Annotated in this window: 16 protein-coding genes and 1 tRNA gene; 13 read left to right on the forward strand and 4 right to left on the reverse strand. The window is 67.0% G+C overall.

Translation table 11 applies throughout. From position 1 onward, the window contains the following. Nucleotides 1–2: 2 nt before the first annotated feature. Together ACIBVL_RS35300 and ACIBVL_RS35305 are read right to left on the reverse strand one after the other, a co-directional pair. Nucleotides 3–1,241, reverse strand: a complete 1,239-nt coding sequence (locus ACIBVL_RS35300; RefSeq protein WP_399103885.1) for a restriction endonuclease subunit S — start codon at nucleotides 1,239–1,241, stop codon at nucleotides 3–5. Continuing rightward, complete coding sequence (locus ACIBVL_RS35305) at nucleotides 1,238–3,208, reverse strand: N-6 DNA methylase (protein WP_399103887.1); 1,971 nt, start codon at nucleotides 3,206–3,208, stop codon at nucleotides 1,238–1,240. The genes ACIBVL_RS35300 and ACIBVL_RS35305 overlap by 4 nt, the downstream gene beginning before the upstream one ends. Before the next feature lie 874 nt (nucleotides 3,209–4,082). On the opposite strand from ACIBVL_RS35305, the gene ACIBVL_RS35310 reads away from it, so the two are divergent. Then, nucleotides 4,083–4,346 (forward strand): transposase, encoded by a 264-nt coding sequence (locus tag ACIBVL_RS35310; protein ID WP_399103889.1) that lies wholly within the window; start codon nucleotides 4,083–4,085, stop codon nucleotides 4,344–4,346. Further along, on the forward strand, nucleotides 4,231–4,890 hold the full coding sequence (locus ACIBVL_RS35315) for an IS5 family transposase (RefSeq protein WP_399103891.1): 660 nt from the start codon (nucleotides 4,231–4,233) through the stop codon (nucleotides 4,888–4,890). Before ACIBVL_RS35310 ends, ACIBVL_RS35315 begins: the two co-directional genes overlap by 116 nt. Here ACIBVL_RS35315 and ACIBVL_RS35320 read toward each other — a convergent pair. Next, entirely contained in the window at nucleotides 4,829–5,359 is a 531-nt protein-coding gene (locus ACIBVL_RS35320; protein WP_399104065.1) for a hypothetical protein, read from the reverse strand. The two genes, ACIBVL_RS35315 and ACIBVL_RS35320, sit on opposite strands and share 62 nt — an antisense overlap. A gap of 112 nt (nucleotides 5,360–5,471) precedes the next feature. Here ACIBVL_RS35320 and ACIBVL_RS35325 point away from each other — a divergent pair, with 112 nt between their 5' ends. From ACIBVL_RS35325 to ACIBVL_RS35360, 8 genes are all read left to right on the forward strand, one after another. Then, nucleotides 5,472–6,791, forward strand: a complete 1,320-nt coding sequence (locus ACIBVL_RS35325) for an FtsK/SpoIIIE domain-containing protein (RefSeq protein WP_399103893.1) — start codon at nucleotides 5,472–5,474, stop codon at nucleotides 6,789–6,791. Between the two features lie 12 nt (nucleotides 6,792–6,803). Next, nucleotides 6,804–6,998 carry a hypothetical protein gene (locus ACIBVL_RS35330; RefSeq protein ID WP_399103895.1) on the forward strand — a complete coding sequence of 65 codons (195 nt, stop codon included), beginning with the start codon at nucleotides 6,804–6,806 and terminating at the stop codon, nucleotides 6,996–6,998. 35 nt (nucleotides 6,999–7,033) lie between these two features. Beyond that, a complete protein-coding gene (locus tag ACIBVL_RS35335; protein WP_399103897.1) occupies nucleotides 7,034–7,324 on the forward strand; it encodes a hypothetical protein in 291 nt (96 codons plus the stop codon). Nucleotides 7,325–7,428: 104 nt separating this feature from the next. After that, nucleotides 7,429–7,689, forward strand: a complete 261-nt coding sequence (locus ACIBVL_RS35340; RefSeq protein ID WP_399103899.1) for a hypothetical protein — start codon at nucleotides 7,429–7,431, stop codon at nucleotides 7,687–7,689. Next, nucleotides 7,686–9,056 (forward strand): replication initiator, encoded by a 1,371-nt coding sequence (locus ACIBVL_RS35345; protein WP_399103901.1) that lies wholly within the window; start codon nucleotides 7,686–7,688, stop codon nucleotides 9,054–9,056. Before ACIBVL_RS35340 ends, ACIBVL_RS35345 begins: the two co-directional genes overlap by 4 nt. After that, nucleotides 9,046–9,258 carry an AlpA family transcriptional regulator gene (locus ACIBVL_RS35350; RefSeq protein ID WP_020131201.1) on the forward strand — a complete coding sequence of 71 codons (213 nt, stop codon included), beginning with the start codon at nucleotides 9,046–9,048 and terminating at the stop codon, nucleotides 9,256–9,258. The genes ACIBVL_RS35345 and ACIBVL_RS35350 overlap by 11 nt, the downstream gene beginning before the upstream one ends. Continuing rightward, nucleotides 9,255–10,634, forward strand: coding sequence for a tyrosine-type recombinase/integrase (locus ACIBVL_RS35355; RefSeq protein WP_399103903.1), 1,380 nt, complete (start codon nucleotides 9,255–9,257; stop codon nucleotides 10,632–10,634). The genes ACIBVL_RS35350 and ACIBVL_RS35355 overlap by 4 nt, the downstream gene beginning before the upstream one ends. Before the next feature lie 340 nt (nucleotides 10,635–10,974). Next, nucleotides 10,975–11,133: a hypothetical protein gene (locus ACIBVL_RS35360; protein ID WP_399103905.1), complete on the forward strand. Its 159-nt coding sequence runs from the start codon at nucleotides 10,975–10,977 to the stop codon at nucleotides 11,131–11,133. Between the two features lie 253 nt (nucleotides 11,134–11,386). Here ACIBVL_RS35360 and ACIBVL_RS35365 read toward each other — a convergent pair. Further along, nucleotides 11,387–11,458 (reverse strand) — tRNA-Arg (locus ACIBVL_RS35365). A gap of 167 nt (nucleotides 11,459–11,625) precedes the next feature. On the opposite strand from ACIBVL_RS35365, the gene ACIBVL_RS35370 reads away from it, so the two are divergent. From ACIBVL_RS35370 to lysA, 3 genes are all read left to right on the forward strand, one after another. Further along, nucleotides 11,626–12,147 (forward strand): response regulator, encoded by a 522-nt coding sequence (locus tag ACIBVL_RS35370; RefSeq protein ID WP_399103907.1) that lies wholly within the window; start codon nucleotides 11,626–11,628, stop codon nucleotides 12,145–12,147. 572 nt (nucleotides 12,148–12,719) lie between these two features. Then, nucleotides 12,720–13,898 (forward strand): ArgS-related anticodon-binding protein NrtL, encoded by a 1,179-nt coding sequence (gene nrtL / locus ACIBVL_RS35375; protein WP_399103908.1) that lies wholly within the window; start codon nucleotides 12,720–12,722, stop codon nucleotides 13,896–13,898. Between the two features lie 15 nt (nucleotides 13,899–13,913). Further along, nucleotides 13,914–15,305: a diaminopimelate decarboxylase gene (lysA, locus tag ACIBVL_RS35380; RefSeq protein WP_399103910.1), complete on the forward strand. Its 1,392-nt coding sequence runs from the start codon at nucleotides 13,914–13,916 to the stop codon at nucleotides 15,303–15,305. Nucleotides 15,306–15,345: the final 40 nt, after the last annotated feature.

Consider the following 15,345-nt stretch of genomic DNA (forward strand, 5'->3'; position numbering starts at 1 on the left):
GCTCAGACAGCCTTTCTAGTGTCGATCTGGCCGGTCACGGTCGCGGTAATAAGCGCACTACGACGTTCCTTCGCCAGCGCAATGTGCCGACGGGTCGTCTCAAGTAGTGTGTCAATCTTGGCCGTCTCGGCATCGAGGTGTGCCACGATGCGATGCTGCTCGTCTAGAGGCGGGAGGCCTACGGGTAGGCTTCCTGTGGTCCACTTGTTTGTGGAGGCCAGGTTGGTCGTCTTTTTCGCCGTGACTCGGAAGTAATTCCGTGCAGTCGGCCCGTCTAGGTAGTACATGAGGAACTTCGGATCCAGACGAGGTCCTGTACGTGCCGCGAAAATGTGGTTCTGGTGCAGAGCGTTCGGGATCTCCCCATACCAGACTGCGCCGCGCCCAAGCTTGTCAATATCGCCGCCCTCCGTCATAAGGACGTCTCCTACCCGAAGGCGAGCCTTCTGTGCAGCTGTATGCGACACTCGGATGGTCTTGATTTCGTCGAGATCCACGAATCCCATTTGGACATTAGCAACGCGGAGGTAAGGCCACTCAGGGTCTTCTGGGTCACCCTCTCCGCTGAGCGTGATGCCCGACTGGATGGTGGCCAGATACCTGAGGTGCACAGAGCTCTCGTTGTAGCGCTCTATCGAAGTTGAGATCGTGGAAGCACGTCGTTCGTCCAGCAGGCCGATAAACCGCTCCTGCGCAGCGATCAGCGCATCAATCTCTGCAGTCTCCCGGTCCACGAAGTCCACGATCGCACGCTGCTCAGAGAGGGGAGGAAGCGCGATGGGAATTTTGCGCAACTGGTCATTGTCGATCTCAATCTGTCCAGGGCGGACGCCTCGGGAAAGTCCTCTGTAGACGTCCCTGTAAGTCTCGGAGCGCAGCAGATAATTGAGATACTTCGAATCTGCGTTGTGGCGCGGCGCGAAACAGATGTAGTGCCCGGAGACGATGCCGCGGTAGTCGGAGATTCCGACCGACCCCTGCCAAGCCTTCATGCGGTTGACCACGAGCCAGCCAGGGTGGACCAACTGGTAGATATTACGGTTCTCGGCAGTCTGATTGAGGTTCTCGCGTGAGTCCTTCGGAATGACCCCGTACTCACGGAAGACGGAGAGCATCGTCTCTTCGGGATGCCCGGTGTCCTTGATTCTCTCAAACATCGACCATAGAGGCACCGTCGTCCAATGTGCAGGTAGATTTCGGAGTCCCGTTCCTCCTGGCCCCAAGAAGGACAAGTCCTTCACTTCGAACCCTCCTCAACCTTGTTGAGCAGATCGAGGATTTCCCTGAGAGAATCGTCGAGGTCAGCGTCGATCTCGTCGAGAGTACGCGGGGGCACGTGCTGGTAGAAGTGACGATTGAAGGGGATCTCGTACCCGACCCTCGTCTTAGTCCAGTCGATCCACGCATCCTCGACATGGGGCTTGACCTCGGTCGCAAAGTACGCCTGTACGGTCTCGTCGCGGGCTTCGTAAGACTTGGTGTGGCCATTCCATCCGAAAGGGATGATCTCGGTGTCGCGCAGACCAGGATCAGGCTCAATATCACCCGCGTTCTTCCCGCTCTGGACGCGACAGATATCAGCGGCCTCGTCACGCTCACCAAGGGTTTGCCACAGACTCTTACGTTGAGTTGTCGTCAGGCTGATACCTCGGGACCGCAGGTGTTTGCCGAGCTTGCCCATGAAAATTTCACGGTTGGTGTAGATTTCCTGCCCAAAGGCCTTCAGTGCGTTCGCGAGTCCGGTGATATTATTGAGCTTCTTATGCTCCTCCACCAAGGCAATGCGCTCAGGCGTGCATGCGAAATTGAGACGCAGGGGACGCTCGATGGTTACCTGCCAATAGGCGAAGTCAAGGTTCTCGAATACCTTAGAGGTCTCGGACTGCTCCATGGACTCGAATTGGCGCACGATCTCCTTGCGGGCAGACTCCTCGATGAATACGCGCTTGGAACCCAGGCCCTTGCGCATCTTGGAGCCACGATCGGTGGCGTCGATGAGCTGAACCTTGCCCTCCCGCTCGGGGCGCTTTGCGTTATCGAAGATCCACAGGTAGGTCGCGATCGGCGTGTTGTAAAACATGTCGTTCGGCAGGGCGACGATAGCTTCAACCAGATCGCTGTCCAGGAGCCACCCGCGGATGTCCGAGGATCCGGAGCCAGCGCCGCCCGTGAAAAGTGGAGAACCGTTAAGGACGATGCCCGCACGGCCACCGCCATCCTCACTGGTGGGCGGGTTCATCTTGGCGATGGCGTGCTGGACAAACAATAGGGAGCCGTCAGAGGTGGGCGGTAGGCCGGCGTTGAAACGACCGTGCGAGTTCGCGACAATCTCGTCGGCCTCATGTTTCCAGTCCACGCCGTAGGGTGGGTTGGACAGGATGTAGTTAAACGTCTCTCCCTCGAATTGGTCGTCGGTGAGGGTGTTACCTAGAGCGATGTTGTGGGGGTCTTGGCCTTTGGCAAGCATGTCGGAGCGGCACAGCGCATAGGACTCCGGGCGCAACTCTTGGCCGTACAGGATCAGTTCGGTTTCGGAGTTCATGCCGTGCAGGTGCTCCTCAGCAACCGACAGCATGCCGCCGGTGCCGACGGTGGGGTCGTAAATCGTACGGATTGCGTCCCCGGACAGAGCGCTATCATCCTCGGCGAACAACAGGTCGACTAGGAGGTTGATCGCGTCACGCGGGGTGTAGTGGTCGCCCGACTCTGCGTTTGTGGACTCGAAGTCCATATAGATGAGATGCTCGAACAGCTCACCCATCTTGGAGTTCGGCACCATAGCCGGAGACAAGTCAAGGTCCCGGAATGTACGCACGATCTCGGGCAGAATGCCGCCCTTGCGCATGCGCTCCACATGCTGGGGAAGGTTGAAGTTGGCGAAAACGTCGATGTCCTGACTGAAGCCGTCGATGTACTGCAGCAGAACCTCGGCCATGTCAGCCTCGCCAGCGTTGTAGACCTTGGCGAGGGTGAGTGTGGTCTTGTTGTAGAATGTCAGGCCGCCAGTGACGGCCTTAATCTTAGCCACGCGCAGTGTTTCGTTGGGCTGAGCGGCCACGATCTCAGCGATCTGGTCACGGTGGGGTGCCATGACACACTCGAGGCGCCGCAGGATCGTCATGGGCAGAATGATGTCGCCCGCCTTGTTGCGGGCGTACACGCCGCGCAAGATATCGGCGACGGCCCAGACGTTCCTGGTATCGACCATGAGTAGAGTCCTTCCTGATACACCCCGGCAGCGCGATTGAAGCTGATCAACAGCAGCGCTGCTCCTGGGACAAGATTAGGGGAGGCGACTGACAACGTTGCGGCCTTCCCGCTCCAGCCAGGCCGCCTTGACGGCGACTCCTTCGCCCAGGCCATCGACTCCTTCCTCCGCACCACGGCGACAGACCGGACGGCGATCGCAGTCGACGGCAAGACCCTACTCGGCCCCTACACCCCCGAGCGGCTGGCCGTTGCCTTGATCGCCGCCATGGAGCAGTACCGCAACGTCCTCTCCCGCCCCTCGTGTACGAGAACGTACCTAACGAGCCTTGCTGCGTCTCTAGGAACGCCTCGCGGCCTAACTCATCGTGCTCCGTGTCGGCCTTGAGCACTGACTCCTGTGTGATTGTCCTTCTCTCCAGGACGGAAGGCTACGACCGAGCACTGACGCACGCGGGCGGTGTAACGACTTTGGCCAGGAGCTGCTTTGGCGCGAGTGATCATGGCCCCGTAAGCTTCCGGCGCGTCGGGCAGTCTGTGGACCTGCCCGGTAAAGCACGACGTTGGGGCCATGATCTGCGAGGCTCGCGCCAAAGTGGCTGGCTAACTGGCCGTTCTCTATCCGTCCGTGTGGTCGGTTGGATTCGAACAAGGGCCTGGTTCGGGTGAGTTGGCGGGTGCGGGTGCATGGAAGAAGGGCCTCTTGGTAGCTCGCGGTTGTCGAGTCCAGCGAGGAGCAAGAGGCCCTGTTGTCGAAGTGTCGCGTGGTCGTGGTCGCCGGGTCCAGCTCGTCCACTCCTAGGTGTGACTGCCTCGCCCACAGGTTCGGGAACGCGGCCGACCGGCCGGAGCGCCGCCCCCGGTACGACTCGGACATGAGCGATGCGGAGTGGGCCCTGGTGCGGGACCTGCTGCCCGTTCCGGGATGGCTGGCGGGCCGGGGCGGCAGGCCGGAGGGCTACTGCCACCGGCAGATGATCGACGCGGTGCGCTACCTCGTCGACAACGGCATCAATGCGGGCGATGCCGTCCGACTTCCCGCCCTGGCCGCGGGTCTACGCCTTCTTCGCCCGCTGGAGGGATGCGGGGCTGGTGGACGAGCTCCACGACCGGCTACGCGAGGCCGTCCGCCTGGCTGAGGGCCGCAGCCCGGAGCCGACCGCGGCGGTCGTGGACTCGCAGTCCGTGAAGGCGGACGCCACCGTCACCCACGCCTCGCGGGGTTACGACGCAGGCAAGAAGATCAACGGACGCAAGCGCCACTTGCTCACCGACACCCTCGGACTCCTTCTGGCAGTGCTGGTCACGCCGGCGTCCACGACCGACCGGGACGCTGCCCGCATCCTGCTGCCCACAGCAAAGAATCACTTCCGGAAGCTGGCCCGCATCTGGGCCGACGGCGGTTACACCGGCCACCTCACCGACTGGACCACCCAGCACCTCGGAGTCGTCCTCGACATCGTCCGCCGCAGCGACGATGTCCAAGGTTTCCAGGTCCTGCCCCGCCGCTGGGTCGTCGAAAGATCCTTCGCCTGGCTCCTGCGCAGCCGGCGCCTGGTCCGTGAATACGAACGACGCACCGACACCAGCGAGGCCATGGTCCTGTGGTCGATGACCATGCTCATGAGCCGCCGCCTGGCCGCCCAGCGCCAACAGCGTCCTGCTCCGGCGCGGGCAGCCTGAACCTGCCCGGCTTCGCCTCGACCAGCCAGCCCCGCTCCACCAGCCGTTTCAGCCGGGCCCGCGCTCCCTCGACGCGCGAGGCAGAAGCGCTGTCCCATCCCAGCACCACCGCTACCCGCCGAGCACCGAGCCCATTCGGTCCCGCTTCCAGGGCAGCGGCCATCAACGCCTGGTAGTCCACCGACAGCACCTCGGTTCCGGCCGAGTCCTTTCGGTGCGGCACTGCCCGGCGCGGGCCCACCGGCTTCCTCGGCAACACGACGGCCACGGCAGGCGCATCCTCCTCGGCCAGCGCCTCCAGATACTGTTCCAGGCCGATCACCCGGCGCCTGAGTACCTCTTCGGCCTCCGTCAGAGCCGCCCGCACCCGCTCCAACTCGGCTTCGAGTTCCTCCACCCGCACCGCCGCGGCCTTCTGCCGCGCTTCCAAAACCGCCCGCACCGATGGCACCCGCCACCCCCACAACATCTCGGTCAGCAACGCACCAAGACTCCCGCGACAACTGCAATCTCATGCCTGACCAGCAGAAACCGCACACAAGGTTCGGAAAGAGAACGACCTCTAAGGGGCCCAGTCAGTGATGAAGCTGGCCTCCGCCACTTCGGCCGGTGAGACCTGGCCGAGCTGGGTTCTGGTGGTGGCCGCAGTGCTGGTGTCGGGTCTGCTTCTGGCGGGTCCGGCCCTGCGCCGCCGCTATCCCGTCGCCTGGTGGCTGTTGTGTGGATTCCCCGCCGAGGTGTTCCGGGTCGTGCAGACCTGGCGGCCTCTGATGGCTGGCTGCGGGCTCGCCGTGAGCCGTCGGCCGGCGCTGACCGTGGTGTCCGGGCTCGTCGGTAAAGGCGCGCCTCCGCCGCAGCCGCGCGTGCCCCGGCGGGGACTCATACGCCCGACGTCCAGCGGCTTCGTCCTGCTTGTCCGACTGCTGCCGGGCCAGGTGCCGGAGCACTTCGTCAAGGCTGCGCCCGCCATGGCGGAGAACTGGCAGGTGCACGCGGTGCGGGTGACCTCCTGGAAGCCGGGGGTCGTACGGATCGTCGCCTCGGCGACCGACCCGTTGGCCGATCCTCGGGTGCCGAAGCAGCGTGGGCCCGGCCATCTGCTCCGGGTGACCGTGGGTGCCTTGGAGACCGGGGCCGCGTGGGTGGTCGACCTGCGGCGCGTGCCTCACTGGCTGATCGTCGGGGCCACCCGCTCCGGCAAGTCGACGCTGATCAATGCCCTCGTGGCGGGCCTCGCTCCGCAACCCGTCGCCCTGGTCGGGATCGACTGCAAGGGCGGCATGGAACTGTCCCTCTACGAGCCGCGGTTATCCGCCCTCGCGACAAACCGAGAGCAAGCGGTCCGGCTGCTGGCTGCTCTCGTCGACCTGACTCTTGACCGGATGACCCTCTGCCGGGCGGCTCACGTCCGGAACATCTGGGGTCTGAGCGACGACGAACGCCCGGTTCCCGTCGTCGTGATCGTCGACGAGATCGCGGAACTGTTCCTCGTGGCGAGCCGGAGTGAGAAGGACGAAGCGCATGCGGCCGGTACAGCGCTGATCCGGCTGGCCCAACTCGGCGCGGCGCTGGGGGTGTTCCTCGTCGTGGCTGGCCAACGTGTCGGCTCCGACCTGGGGCCCGGTGTGACCGCGCTGCGGGCACAGCTCGGCGGCCGTGTGTGCCATCGCGTGGCCGACCCCGGCACCGCAGAGATGGCGCTCGGCGACCTCAACCCCGACGCGCTGAAGGCGGCGCAGGCCATCACCCCGGAACAGGCCGGTACAGCCGTCCTCGCCTCCGGAGACGGCTGGGAGCGCGCTCGGTCGCACCTGATCACGGAAGCGGAGGCGGAAGCCGTCGCCGCCGAGTACGCGCACCTGACTCCCGTCCTGTCCGAACTGCACATCGAAGCGCTGTGAGAGGGGCCTGCCGTGTTGGTGTCCATGTCGGCCGTTCTGCTGCTCGGCCTGTTGATCTGGTTCCTTCTGCGTATCCGGTACCTCAGGTGGGCCGACGCGCTGCTCTGCGGAACCTTCGGCTTCCTGCTCGCCCGGACCGTGGCCGCGCCCGTGGTTCAGGCCTTCCTCGACGGCGTGAACGGCTTCCTCGGCCAACTCCGATTCTGAAACACCCCACTACAGACCCGAGAAGGGGACTTCCTGTGCCCGACTACGTCATCCGCGCTGGCGACCGCGCCGCCTTCCTGGCCGGCCTGCGGGAGCTGGTCGACTTCCTGACCGCCAATCCGGCCGTCGTCGTACCGCGTCACGCGTCCGTCGTCGTCCTGGTCGACGCCTCCGACTCCGCCGCTCGTCGCGACGGTGTGGAGTTCGTCGCCGTTCCGCTCGGCGTGCCGACGGAGGACATCGGCCGGGGCTTCTTCGACGCACGCCGCGACTTCGGACCGATCTCGTACAGCGTCGTCGGGATTCCTCCCGAGGAACGGCAGTGATCGCCCGTACGACGGGCTCCCGACGGGGCGCGAAGTCGCCAAACCCGACCCCGTCAGGAACCCACTCCATCCGCCACATGAGCAGTGAAAGGAGCACTCACACTTTGTCCACCGCGCATCATTCGCGCAAATCCCCGTCGCTCGACTGCGACCTCAGGCAGCGTGACGCACAGGTCTCGACCTGCGCCGGACGGGAACAGATCGTCCTCGTCGAACTGGACGGAACCGAGCAGTGGCTGTGTCCCGCGCATGCAGCGGCCGTCTGGCTCACGAACCCGACGTTCCGCTTCAGCGCCAAGACCCGGCCCGAGGGGATCTCGGCCGTGATGGGGCAGGCGTTCGGCGGCGGGGGTGGTCGCCGATGACCATCGTCCTTCCGCAGAGCGTTGCCGCTCTCGTCGCCAGGGCGTCGGAGCCGGAGTTCTCGGCCTGGCGCCGGAACATCGTCCGTCTCGGTGGCTGCACCAACCCGATTCACCTGGTCGGCGCGGCAACCGTCTACGACACGACGACCGGCGCGGCTCTGCTCTCCTACGGCTCGGACGTCTTCGGCGGTCGCCTGCTCACCGCATGCGGCAACCGGCGGGCGACGGTCTGCCCGACCTGCTCGGCTGTGTACCGGGCGGACACGTACCAACTCGTCCGTGCCGGTCTCGTCGGAGGCAAGGAGGTGCCGGAAGCGGTGAGCGGTCACCCGCGGGTGTTCGCCACCCTCACCGCTCCCGGCTTCGGACCGGTCCACACGCGCCGTGAGCGTGACGGGTGCGTGCTGCCCTGTCGGCCTCGGCGGGTCGGAGACTGCTGCCCGCACGCGGCTCCGGCCGGCTGCCGGGAGCGGCACTCGGCGGATGATCCCCGTCTCGGTGAGCCGCTCTGCCCGCGCTGCTACGACTACGCGGGGGCCGCCCTCTGGCACGCGTTCGCGGGTCGGCTCTGGCACCGGTTCGGACTGGAGTTGCGGCGGGAGGTCGCACGGCGGGCCGGTCTGTCGCGTACGGAGTTCGGGGAAGACGCCCGACTCTCGTACGCGAAGGTCGCCGAGTATCAGCGGCGGGGTCTGGTCCACTTCCATGGCGTTATCCGTCTCGACGGTCCGGACGGGCCCGACTCGGATACGCCTGCCTGGGGGACTGTCCCGCTCCTGGTTGACAGCGTGCGGGCCGTGGTCGGTCGTGTCAGCCTGACCGCTCCCGGTGCGCGCGTCATCGGTCCCCGGGTGCTTCGCTTCGGTGCCCAGGTCGACGTACGTCCGGTCACGTCGTACCGACGGGACGCGGGGGAGCGGCCTGCCTCCGCGGCCACCGTGGCGGGCTACATCGCCAAGTACGCCACCAAGGGAGCCGAGTCCGCCGGCGCGGTGGACGGTCGTATCCGTCATTCGCGAGACATGGTCATGCTGCCGGTACGAGCGCACGTCTTGCGCATGATCAGTACGTGCTGGTGGCTGGGTGGCTTACCGGAGTTCGAGCCGCTCGGGCTGCGTCGCTGGGCTCACATGCTCGGATACGGCGGCCACTTCTCCAGCAAGTCGCGCCGTTACTCGACCACGCTGACGGCCCTCCGGCGGGCCCGTACGGATCACCGGGCGGAGCAACAGCGGGCCTCCCTCGGCCTCGCCGATCGCCCGACGGTCATGGTCGGCCAGTGGCGTTACGCGGGGCGCGGCTACTCGCCGGAAGCCGCGCTCCTGGCCGCGTCGGTACGGGAGGGCGGTGCTTCCCATGGCGCGTGACACCCGTACGAAGGCGGCCGAGCTGCTCACCGTGCGGCAGGTCCTCGACGAACTGGGCGGCATCTCCCGGCGCACCTTCTACCGCTGGAGGGAACTGCGCCTCGCGCCGGCCTGCATCCGGCTGCCGAACGGTGAGCTCCGAGTTCGGCGTGACGTGCTCAACGACTGGTTGGAGGAGCGGGCGGAGGGGGCGGCGTCGTGAAGTCGTACAAGGTCGTCATCTGGAAACTGAGCCTCAACCGGTCCGCCAAGAAGCCCACCTATCTCGTCCGCTGGTCCGTGGACGGGGAGCCGTTTCACGAGTCGTTCAAGACGACGGCACTGGCTGATCGTTTCCGGGCCAAGCTGCTTCGAGCCGCTGACAAGGGCGAACCGTTCGACACCGTCACCGGGTTGCCCGACTCGCTGCGCGGTGGGAAGGCGGCGCTGTCCTTCCTCGACCTGGCACGAAAGTACGTGGGCGTGCGGTGGGCCGAAGCGTCAGCCAAGCAGCGGGACAGCATGACCGATGCACTGGCGACTGTCGTTCCCGCCCTGGTCAAGCCAGGGCGGGGGCGGCCTGCTCCCGAGGTGCTGCGGCGGGCTCTGCGCTCGTATGTCCTGCCGGTTCCCCGCAGGGAGAGGGAGCGGCCTGACGAGATCGCCTCGGCGGTGCGCTGGATTGAAAAGGCATCGCTTCCGGTTGGGGAGTTGCAAGAGATCGCTCGTGTGCATGAGCTGATCGACGCGTTGGGGCGGAGGCTGGACGGCAAGCCTGCGGCCACTCAGACGTATCGGCGTCGGCGCGCGGTGGTCTTCAACTCCCTTGAATACGCTGTGGAGTTGGAACACCTCACGTCCAACCCGCTGAGCCGCGTTCGGCGCAAGCGAGGCAAGCGCGCGGTACAGGAAGTCGACCGTCGTGTGGTGGTCAACCCGCGGCAGGCTCGGGAGTTGCTCACCGCGCTGACCTACGTGGGCGGCTACGACCGGGCGAGCGGTCGGCGGCTACGGGCTTTCTTCGGGTGCCTGTACTACGCGGCCATGCGACCGGGGGAGGCGCTCGGGCTTCGCCGCTCCGACTGCACGCTTCCGGCGTCGGGCTGGGGCCGTATCGAGCTGACGGAGACCCGCCCGACCGCTGGGAAGGCGTGGACCGACTCCGGCGAGGCGCACGACCGGCGGGGGCTGAAGCAGCGTGCTCACGGTGAGGTGCGCATCGTGCCGATTCCGCCTCCGCTCGTGCGGCTGCTCCGTGAGCATCTGAAGGAGTTCGGTACGTCGGAGGACGGTCGGCTGTTCTCCAGCGAGCGGGGCAACGTGATCGCTGCCTCGTCTTACTCGCGTGCGTGGAAGCAAGCTCGGGAACTGGCACTCGTGCCCCGTCAGGTGTCGTCGGTCCTGGCCTTCCGGCCGTACGACCTCCGGCACGCGGGCGTCTCGCAGTGGCTCAACTCCGGCGTCCCGGCCCCGGAGGTCGCCGCTCGCGCCGGCCACTCGGTGGACGTCCTCCTGAAGATCTACGCGAAGTGCATCGACGGCCAGGAGCAGGAGATGAACGACCGGATCATGCAGGGTCTTGGCGAGGAAGAGCCATAGTGAAGGACCGCAGGTGAGTATTCGAAGGAGCTTCGGAGACATCCGGGGCTCCTTCGCGGTTCTGGCCTCCACCCAGTGGTAACGCTTCGGTTCTGGAGTGCCAAAATCTCTCCATCGCGGAACGAGGGGGAGAGAGTTGCCGGATCGGCGTGCCGCCATTCTGAGCGAGCTTGAGGCAGACCACGGGGTCACCGCTGTTTCGATGGGGTGGCTTCGAGAGCACTACGACCCTGAGTGGGGACGTCTCAGTGCGAGCCGCGCGGCGGAGATCAGCCGTTGGCTCGCGAGGCAGGACGTTGCACACCTTCCGTCGCCGCTGCCATCGAGAGAGACGGAAGAGGTGGTGCTCTACAAGCCCTCATCTCCGGTTGGTGTGTACATCAGCGCGGCGCGTTTGGAAGGCCCGTTCGAGCATCGCCCCGCAGCTGCCGCCTACATCTTGCAAGGCATTGCGCAGAGGTTGAGTCGTACCGAACAGGCCGAGCTGGATGCCGACTGAACGCCCATGGGGTGAGCTCCTGGAACGTCCTTCAGATCATGTGCCGGGCACCGAGCCCGGGGGCGTTGTCTGGGGCCATCGGCTTCGTGTTTTGTGGCAGCTGACCTGCGGGAAAGCCCGCCAAGATCATTACGTCGTCATTAGGTGATCACTGGCAAACGGCTGCTTCCGGCGGTATCCGCCTGCACATACGCGAAGACCCCGTCCTCAGCGTTCTCGCTGATGGCGGGGTCTTTAGGCACCTGATCCAAGGTGCCCCCGGCAGGATTCGAACCTGCGCACACGGCTCCGGAGGCCGTTGCTCTATCCCCTGAGCTACGGGGGCGTGTCGGTGCGGGCTGTTTGCTCGCGGCGACGGGTAGAACACTACCAGCTTCGTCGGGGTGTTCATGAACGGGTTTAGGTGGGGCGGGGCGGGGTGGTGGGTGCCCGCGCGGGGTGGAAGTGGGGAAAACCCGGACGCGGTGGCCGGTCCCGACCTACTCTCGAGTTGTGCCAGGCGCGTCGGGTCGGGTGCTTGTTGTGGACGACAACAAGGTCATCCGGCAGCTGATCAGGGTCAATCTCGAGCTTGAGGGTCTCGAGGTCGTGACCGCGTCCGATGGTGCCGAGTGTCTTGATGTCGTTCATCAGGTGCGGCCCGATGTCGTGACCCTCGATGTCGTCATGCCCCGTCTGGACGGGCTGCGGACCGCCGCTCGGCTGCGTTCCGATCCGCGGACGCGTGATCTTCCCGTCGCCATCATCAGCGCGTGTACGCAGTACGAGGTCGAGGCGGGCCTAGAGGTCGGCGTGGACGCCTTTCTTGCCAAGCCCTTCGATCCCAACGAACTCGTCACCCTCGTACGGCAGTTGCTGGAGGGGGAGCGGCGGGAGAGTGGTGGCGGTGGTGGCCGTGGTGGCGTGGGTGGGGGAGTGGGTGGGCTGGGGGTCGGCCTTGGGCTTGGGACCGTCCTTGGCGCCGGGGGAGGCGTCGGGGCCGGGCAGGGTAGTGGGGGGCCTGGCGTCGAGTAGGGGCCCGGTGTCGCGGTCAGGGGGCCGGGCGTCGCGGTGAGGAGGCCGGGCGTTGCGGTGAGGAGGCCGGGCGTCGCGGTGAGGAGGCCGGGCATCGCGGTCAGGGGGCCGGGCGTCGCGGTCATGGGGCCGGGCGTCGTATGGCGCGGCTGGCCGTTGGGAGTCCGAGTCAGTCGTTGTTCGCCTCGTCTGGTCCTCGCCGTCTCCGCCCTCGCTCTGCCTCCCCGCTGCCAGGGTCCCGCTCTGCTCCCCGCTGCCAAGGCTCCACTCTGCCTCCCCGCTGCCAAGGCTCCGCTCCGCCCCCCGCTGCCAAGACCCCACTTCGCCCCGCCACTACCGCGTCCCCGCTCTGCCCCGCCCCTACCGCGTCCCCGCTCTGCCCCGCCACTACCGCGTCCCCGCTCTGCCCCGCCCCTACCGCATCCCCGCTCTGCCCCGCCGCAGCCGGCGCCCGCCTCGCCGATCTGGAACCAGTCCCGTCTCATCCCCCTTCGCCCCTCACGCCGTCCACATCCCGGAACCTCCCCAAACCGGCTCGCGTACCCACCCCCCTCCTCCCCTACGCTTGTCCCGTGACTCCCGTCGAGCTCTCCCGCACCGTGCTGCACGCGGTACGTCGTGCTGTCGACGCCGGAGAGCTGAGCGTGGCCGTTCCGGCGCGGGCGGTGGTCACTCGGCCGGGTCCAGGGGGGACCGGGGACTACGCGACGAACATCGCCCTTCAGCTGGCCCGGCCGGCCGGGCAGCCGCCGTTGCGGATCGCCGAGATGCTGCGGCCGTATCTCGCTCGGGCCGAGGGTGTCGTCGGCGTCGAGATCACCGGGCCCGGTTTCCTCAACATCAGCCTCGATCACCTCGCCGCCTCCACCGGGCTCGTCGAGCAGATCCGCCGTGAAGGGCTCCGGTACGGGCACACCGACACCCTCGCCGGGCAGGTCTACGAACTCCGGGTGCCGTTCGAGGTCCGGGCCGAGGTCCTCGCCGACGCCCTGGTACGGATCGTCGGCTCGCAGGGCGGGCGCGTCACCACCCACCACACCGCCGGCGATGTCGCCACCCACCTCGGCAGCCACCACGGCGCCACCCCTCACGCCGTCCCCCAAGACCCCGCCTCCCCTGCCGCTGGCCCCCACGACACCACGCGCCACCGTAGCGACACCGAGCCCCCCAGCGCCGCCACCCCCACCGGCGTCACCACCCGCATCGCTCACCCCACCCCCTTTCTCCTCCACCCCCACCCCGCCCCCGAAGACCCCACCCCCCTCGGTCTCGACGCCGCTCGGTGGGCCCTGCTGCATCCCGCGCCCCATGATCGTCCCCGTGTCACCGCCGATCACCTGGCCCAGCGGGAGAGCAACCCCCTCTTCCGGGTCCGCTACGCGCACGCCCGTACCCGGGCCCTCGGTCGCAACGCCGCCGACCTGGGCTTCGCCGCCGAAGCCGGTGACGTGGAGGCCGCCTCCGCCGGGGGAGCGGAGACCCTCACCGCCCTCCTCGCCGACTACCCCCGCGTCCTCGCCACCGTCGCGGCCCTTCCCCGCCCGGAGGGCGTCGGCGCCCCCTCCCGCCTCACCCGGCATCTCGTCGCCCTCGCGGACGCCACCCTCGTCCTGCTCCCCCTCGTACTGCCGCTCGGCGAGGAGAAACCCTCGGCCGCCCACCGTGCCCGGCTCGCGCTCGCCGATGCCGCCGGGACGGTGCTGGCCGGCGGCCTGTCCCTGCTCGGTATCGACGCACCCGACCACCTCTGAAAGAGCACGCCCAAGATGAGCCGTTCCGCCCACCCCGCCGGGCCCCGTCACGCCGATGTCCTGCCCGAGGGGCACTACTCAGGGCCGCCCACCGACCTCAACGCCCTCGACCCGAAGGTCTGGGCGCAGACCGTCGGCCGCGACCGGGAAGGCGTCGTCACCGTGGGCGGCGTCGACGTCAAGACGCTCGCCGAGCAGCACGGCACCCCCGCCTACATCCTCGACGAGACCGACTTCCGCCAGCGGGCTCGCGCCTGGCGCACCGCCTTCGGTGCCGACGCCGACGTGTTCTACGCGGGGAAGGCGTTCCTGTCCCGTGCCGTCGTGCGCTGGCTGCACGAGGAGGGGCTGAACCTCGACGTCTGTTCCGGTGGCGAGCTCGCCACCGCCCTCTCCGCCGGTATGCCCGCCGACCGCATCGCCTTCCACGGCAACAACAAGTCCACGCAGGAGATCCACCGGGCCATTGCCGCCGGTGTCGGGCGGATCGTCCTCGATTCGTTCCAGGAGATCGTGCGGGTCGCCCACATCGCCCAGTCCCTGGGCAAGCGGCAGCGGGTTCAGATTCGTATCACCGTGGGGGTGGAGGCACACACCCACGAGTTCATCGCCACCGCCCACGAGGACCAGAAGTTCGGGATTCCGCTCGCCGGGGGGCAGGCGGCGGAAGCCGTTCGGCGGGCGCTTCAGCTCGACGGGATCGAGCTCATCGGGATTCACTCGCACATCGGGTCGCAGATCTTCGACATGTCGGGCTTCGAGGTCGCCGCCCATCGGGTCGTGGGGCTGCTCAGGGACATTCGCGACGAGCACGGGGTCGAGCTGCCCGAGATCGACCTGGGGGGTGGGCTCGGCATCGCCTACACCAGCGAGGACGATCCTCGTGAGCCCCACGAGATCGCCAAGGCCCTCACCGAGATCGTCACGCGGGAGTGCGAGGCCGCGCGGCTGCGCACCCCCCGTATCTCCGTCGAGCCCGGGCGCGCCATCGTCGGGCCGACCGCCTTCACGCTCTACGAGGTCGGCACCATCAAGCCGCTCGACGGGTTGCGGACGTACGTCTCCGTCGACGGCGGCATGTCGGACAACATCCGTACGGCGCTGTACGACGCCGAGTACAGCGTCGCCCTCGTGTCCCGGACGAGTGACGCCGAGCCCATGCTCGCGCGGGTCGTCGGCAAGCACTGCGAGAGCGGGGACATCGTGGTCAAGGACGCGTTCCTGCCCTCGGACCTGGCACCGGGTGACCTGATCGCCGTACCCGCGACGGGTGCGTACTGCCGGTCCATGGCGAGCAACTACAACCACGTGCTGCGGCCGCCGGTCGTGGCCGTGGCCGACGGGGAGTCACGGGTCATCGTCCGGCGGGAGACGGAGGAGGACCTCCTGCGGCTCGACGTCGGGTGAAACAGCAAAAGGAAAGCACCGGAAGCAAAGGGCGGAAGAA

Source organism: Streptomyces sp. NPDC049687, from assembly GCF_044465285.1.
Classification (GTDB): Bacteria; Actinomycetota; Actinomycetes; order Streptomycetales; family Streptomycetaceae; genus Streptomyces.

Excerpts from the sequence above, each read along its gene's own strand:
- ACIBVL_RS35305 (WP_399103887.1), bottom strand. The coding sequence starts at position 3,208 with ATGGTCGATACCAGGAACGTCTGGGCCGTCGCCGATATCTTGCGCGGC.
- ACIBVL_RS35310 (WP_399103889.1), top strand. The coding sequence starts at position 4,083 with ATGAGCGATGCGGAGTGGGCCCTGGTGCGGGACCTGCTGCCCGTTCCG.
- ACIBVL_RS35315 (WP_399103891.1), top strand. The coding sequence starts at position 4,231 with ATGCCGTCCGACTTCCCGCCCTGGCCGCGGGTCTACGCCTTCTTCGCC.
- ACIBVL_RS35320 (WP_399104065.1), bottom strand. The coding sequence starts at position 5,359 with ATGTTGTGGGGGTGGCGGGTGCCATCGGTGCGGGCGGTTTTGGAAGCG.
- ACIBVL_RS35325 (WP_399103893.1), top strand. The coding sequence starts at position 5,472 with ATGAAGCTGGCCTCCGCCACTTCGGCCGGTGAGACCTGGCCGAGCTGG.
- ACIBVL_RS35345 (WP_399103901.1), top strand. The coding sequence starts at position 7,686 with ATGACCATCGTCCTTCCGCAGAGCGTTGCCGCTCTCGTCGCCAGGGCG.
- ACIBVL_RS35350 (WP_020131201.1), top strand. The coding sequence starts at position 9,046 with ATGGCGCGTGACACCCGTACGAAGGCGGCCGAGCTGCTCACCGTGCGG.
- lysA (WP_399103910.1), top strand. The coding sequence starts at position 13,914 with ATGAGCCGTTCCGCCCACCCCGCCGGGCCCCGTCACGCCGATGTCCTG.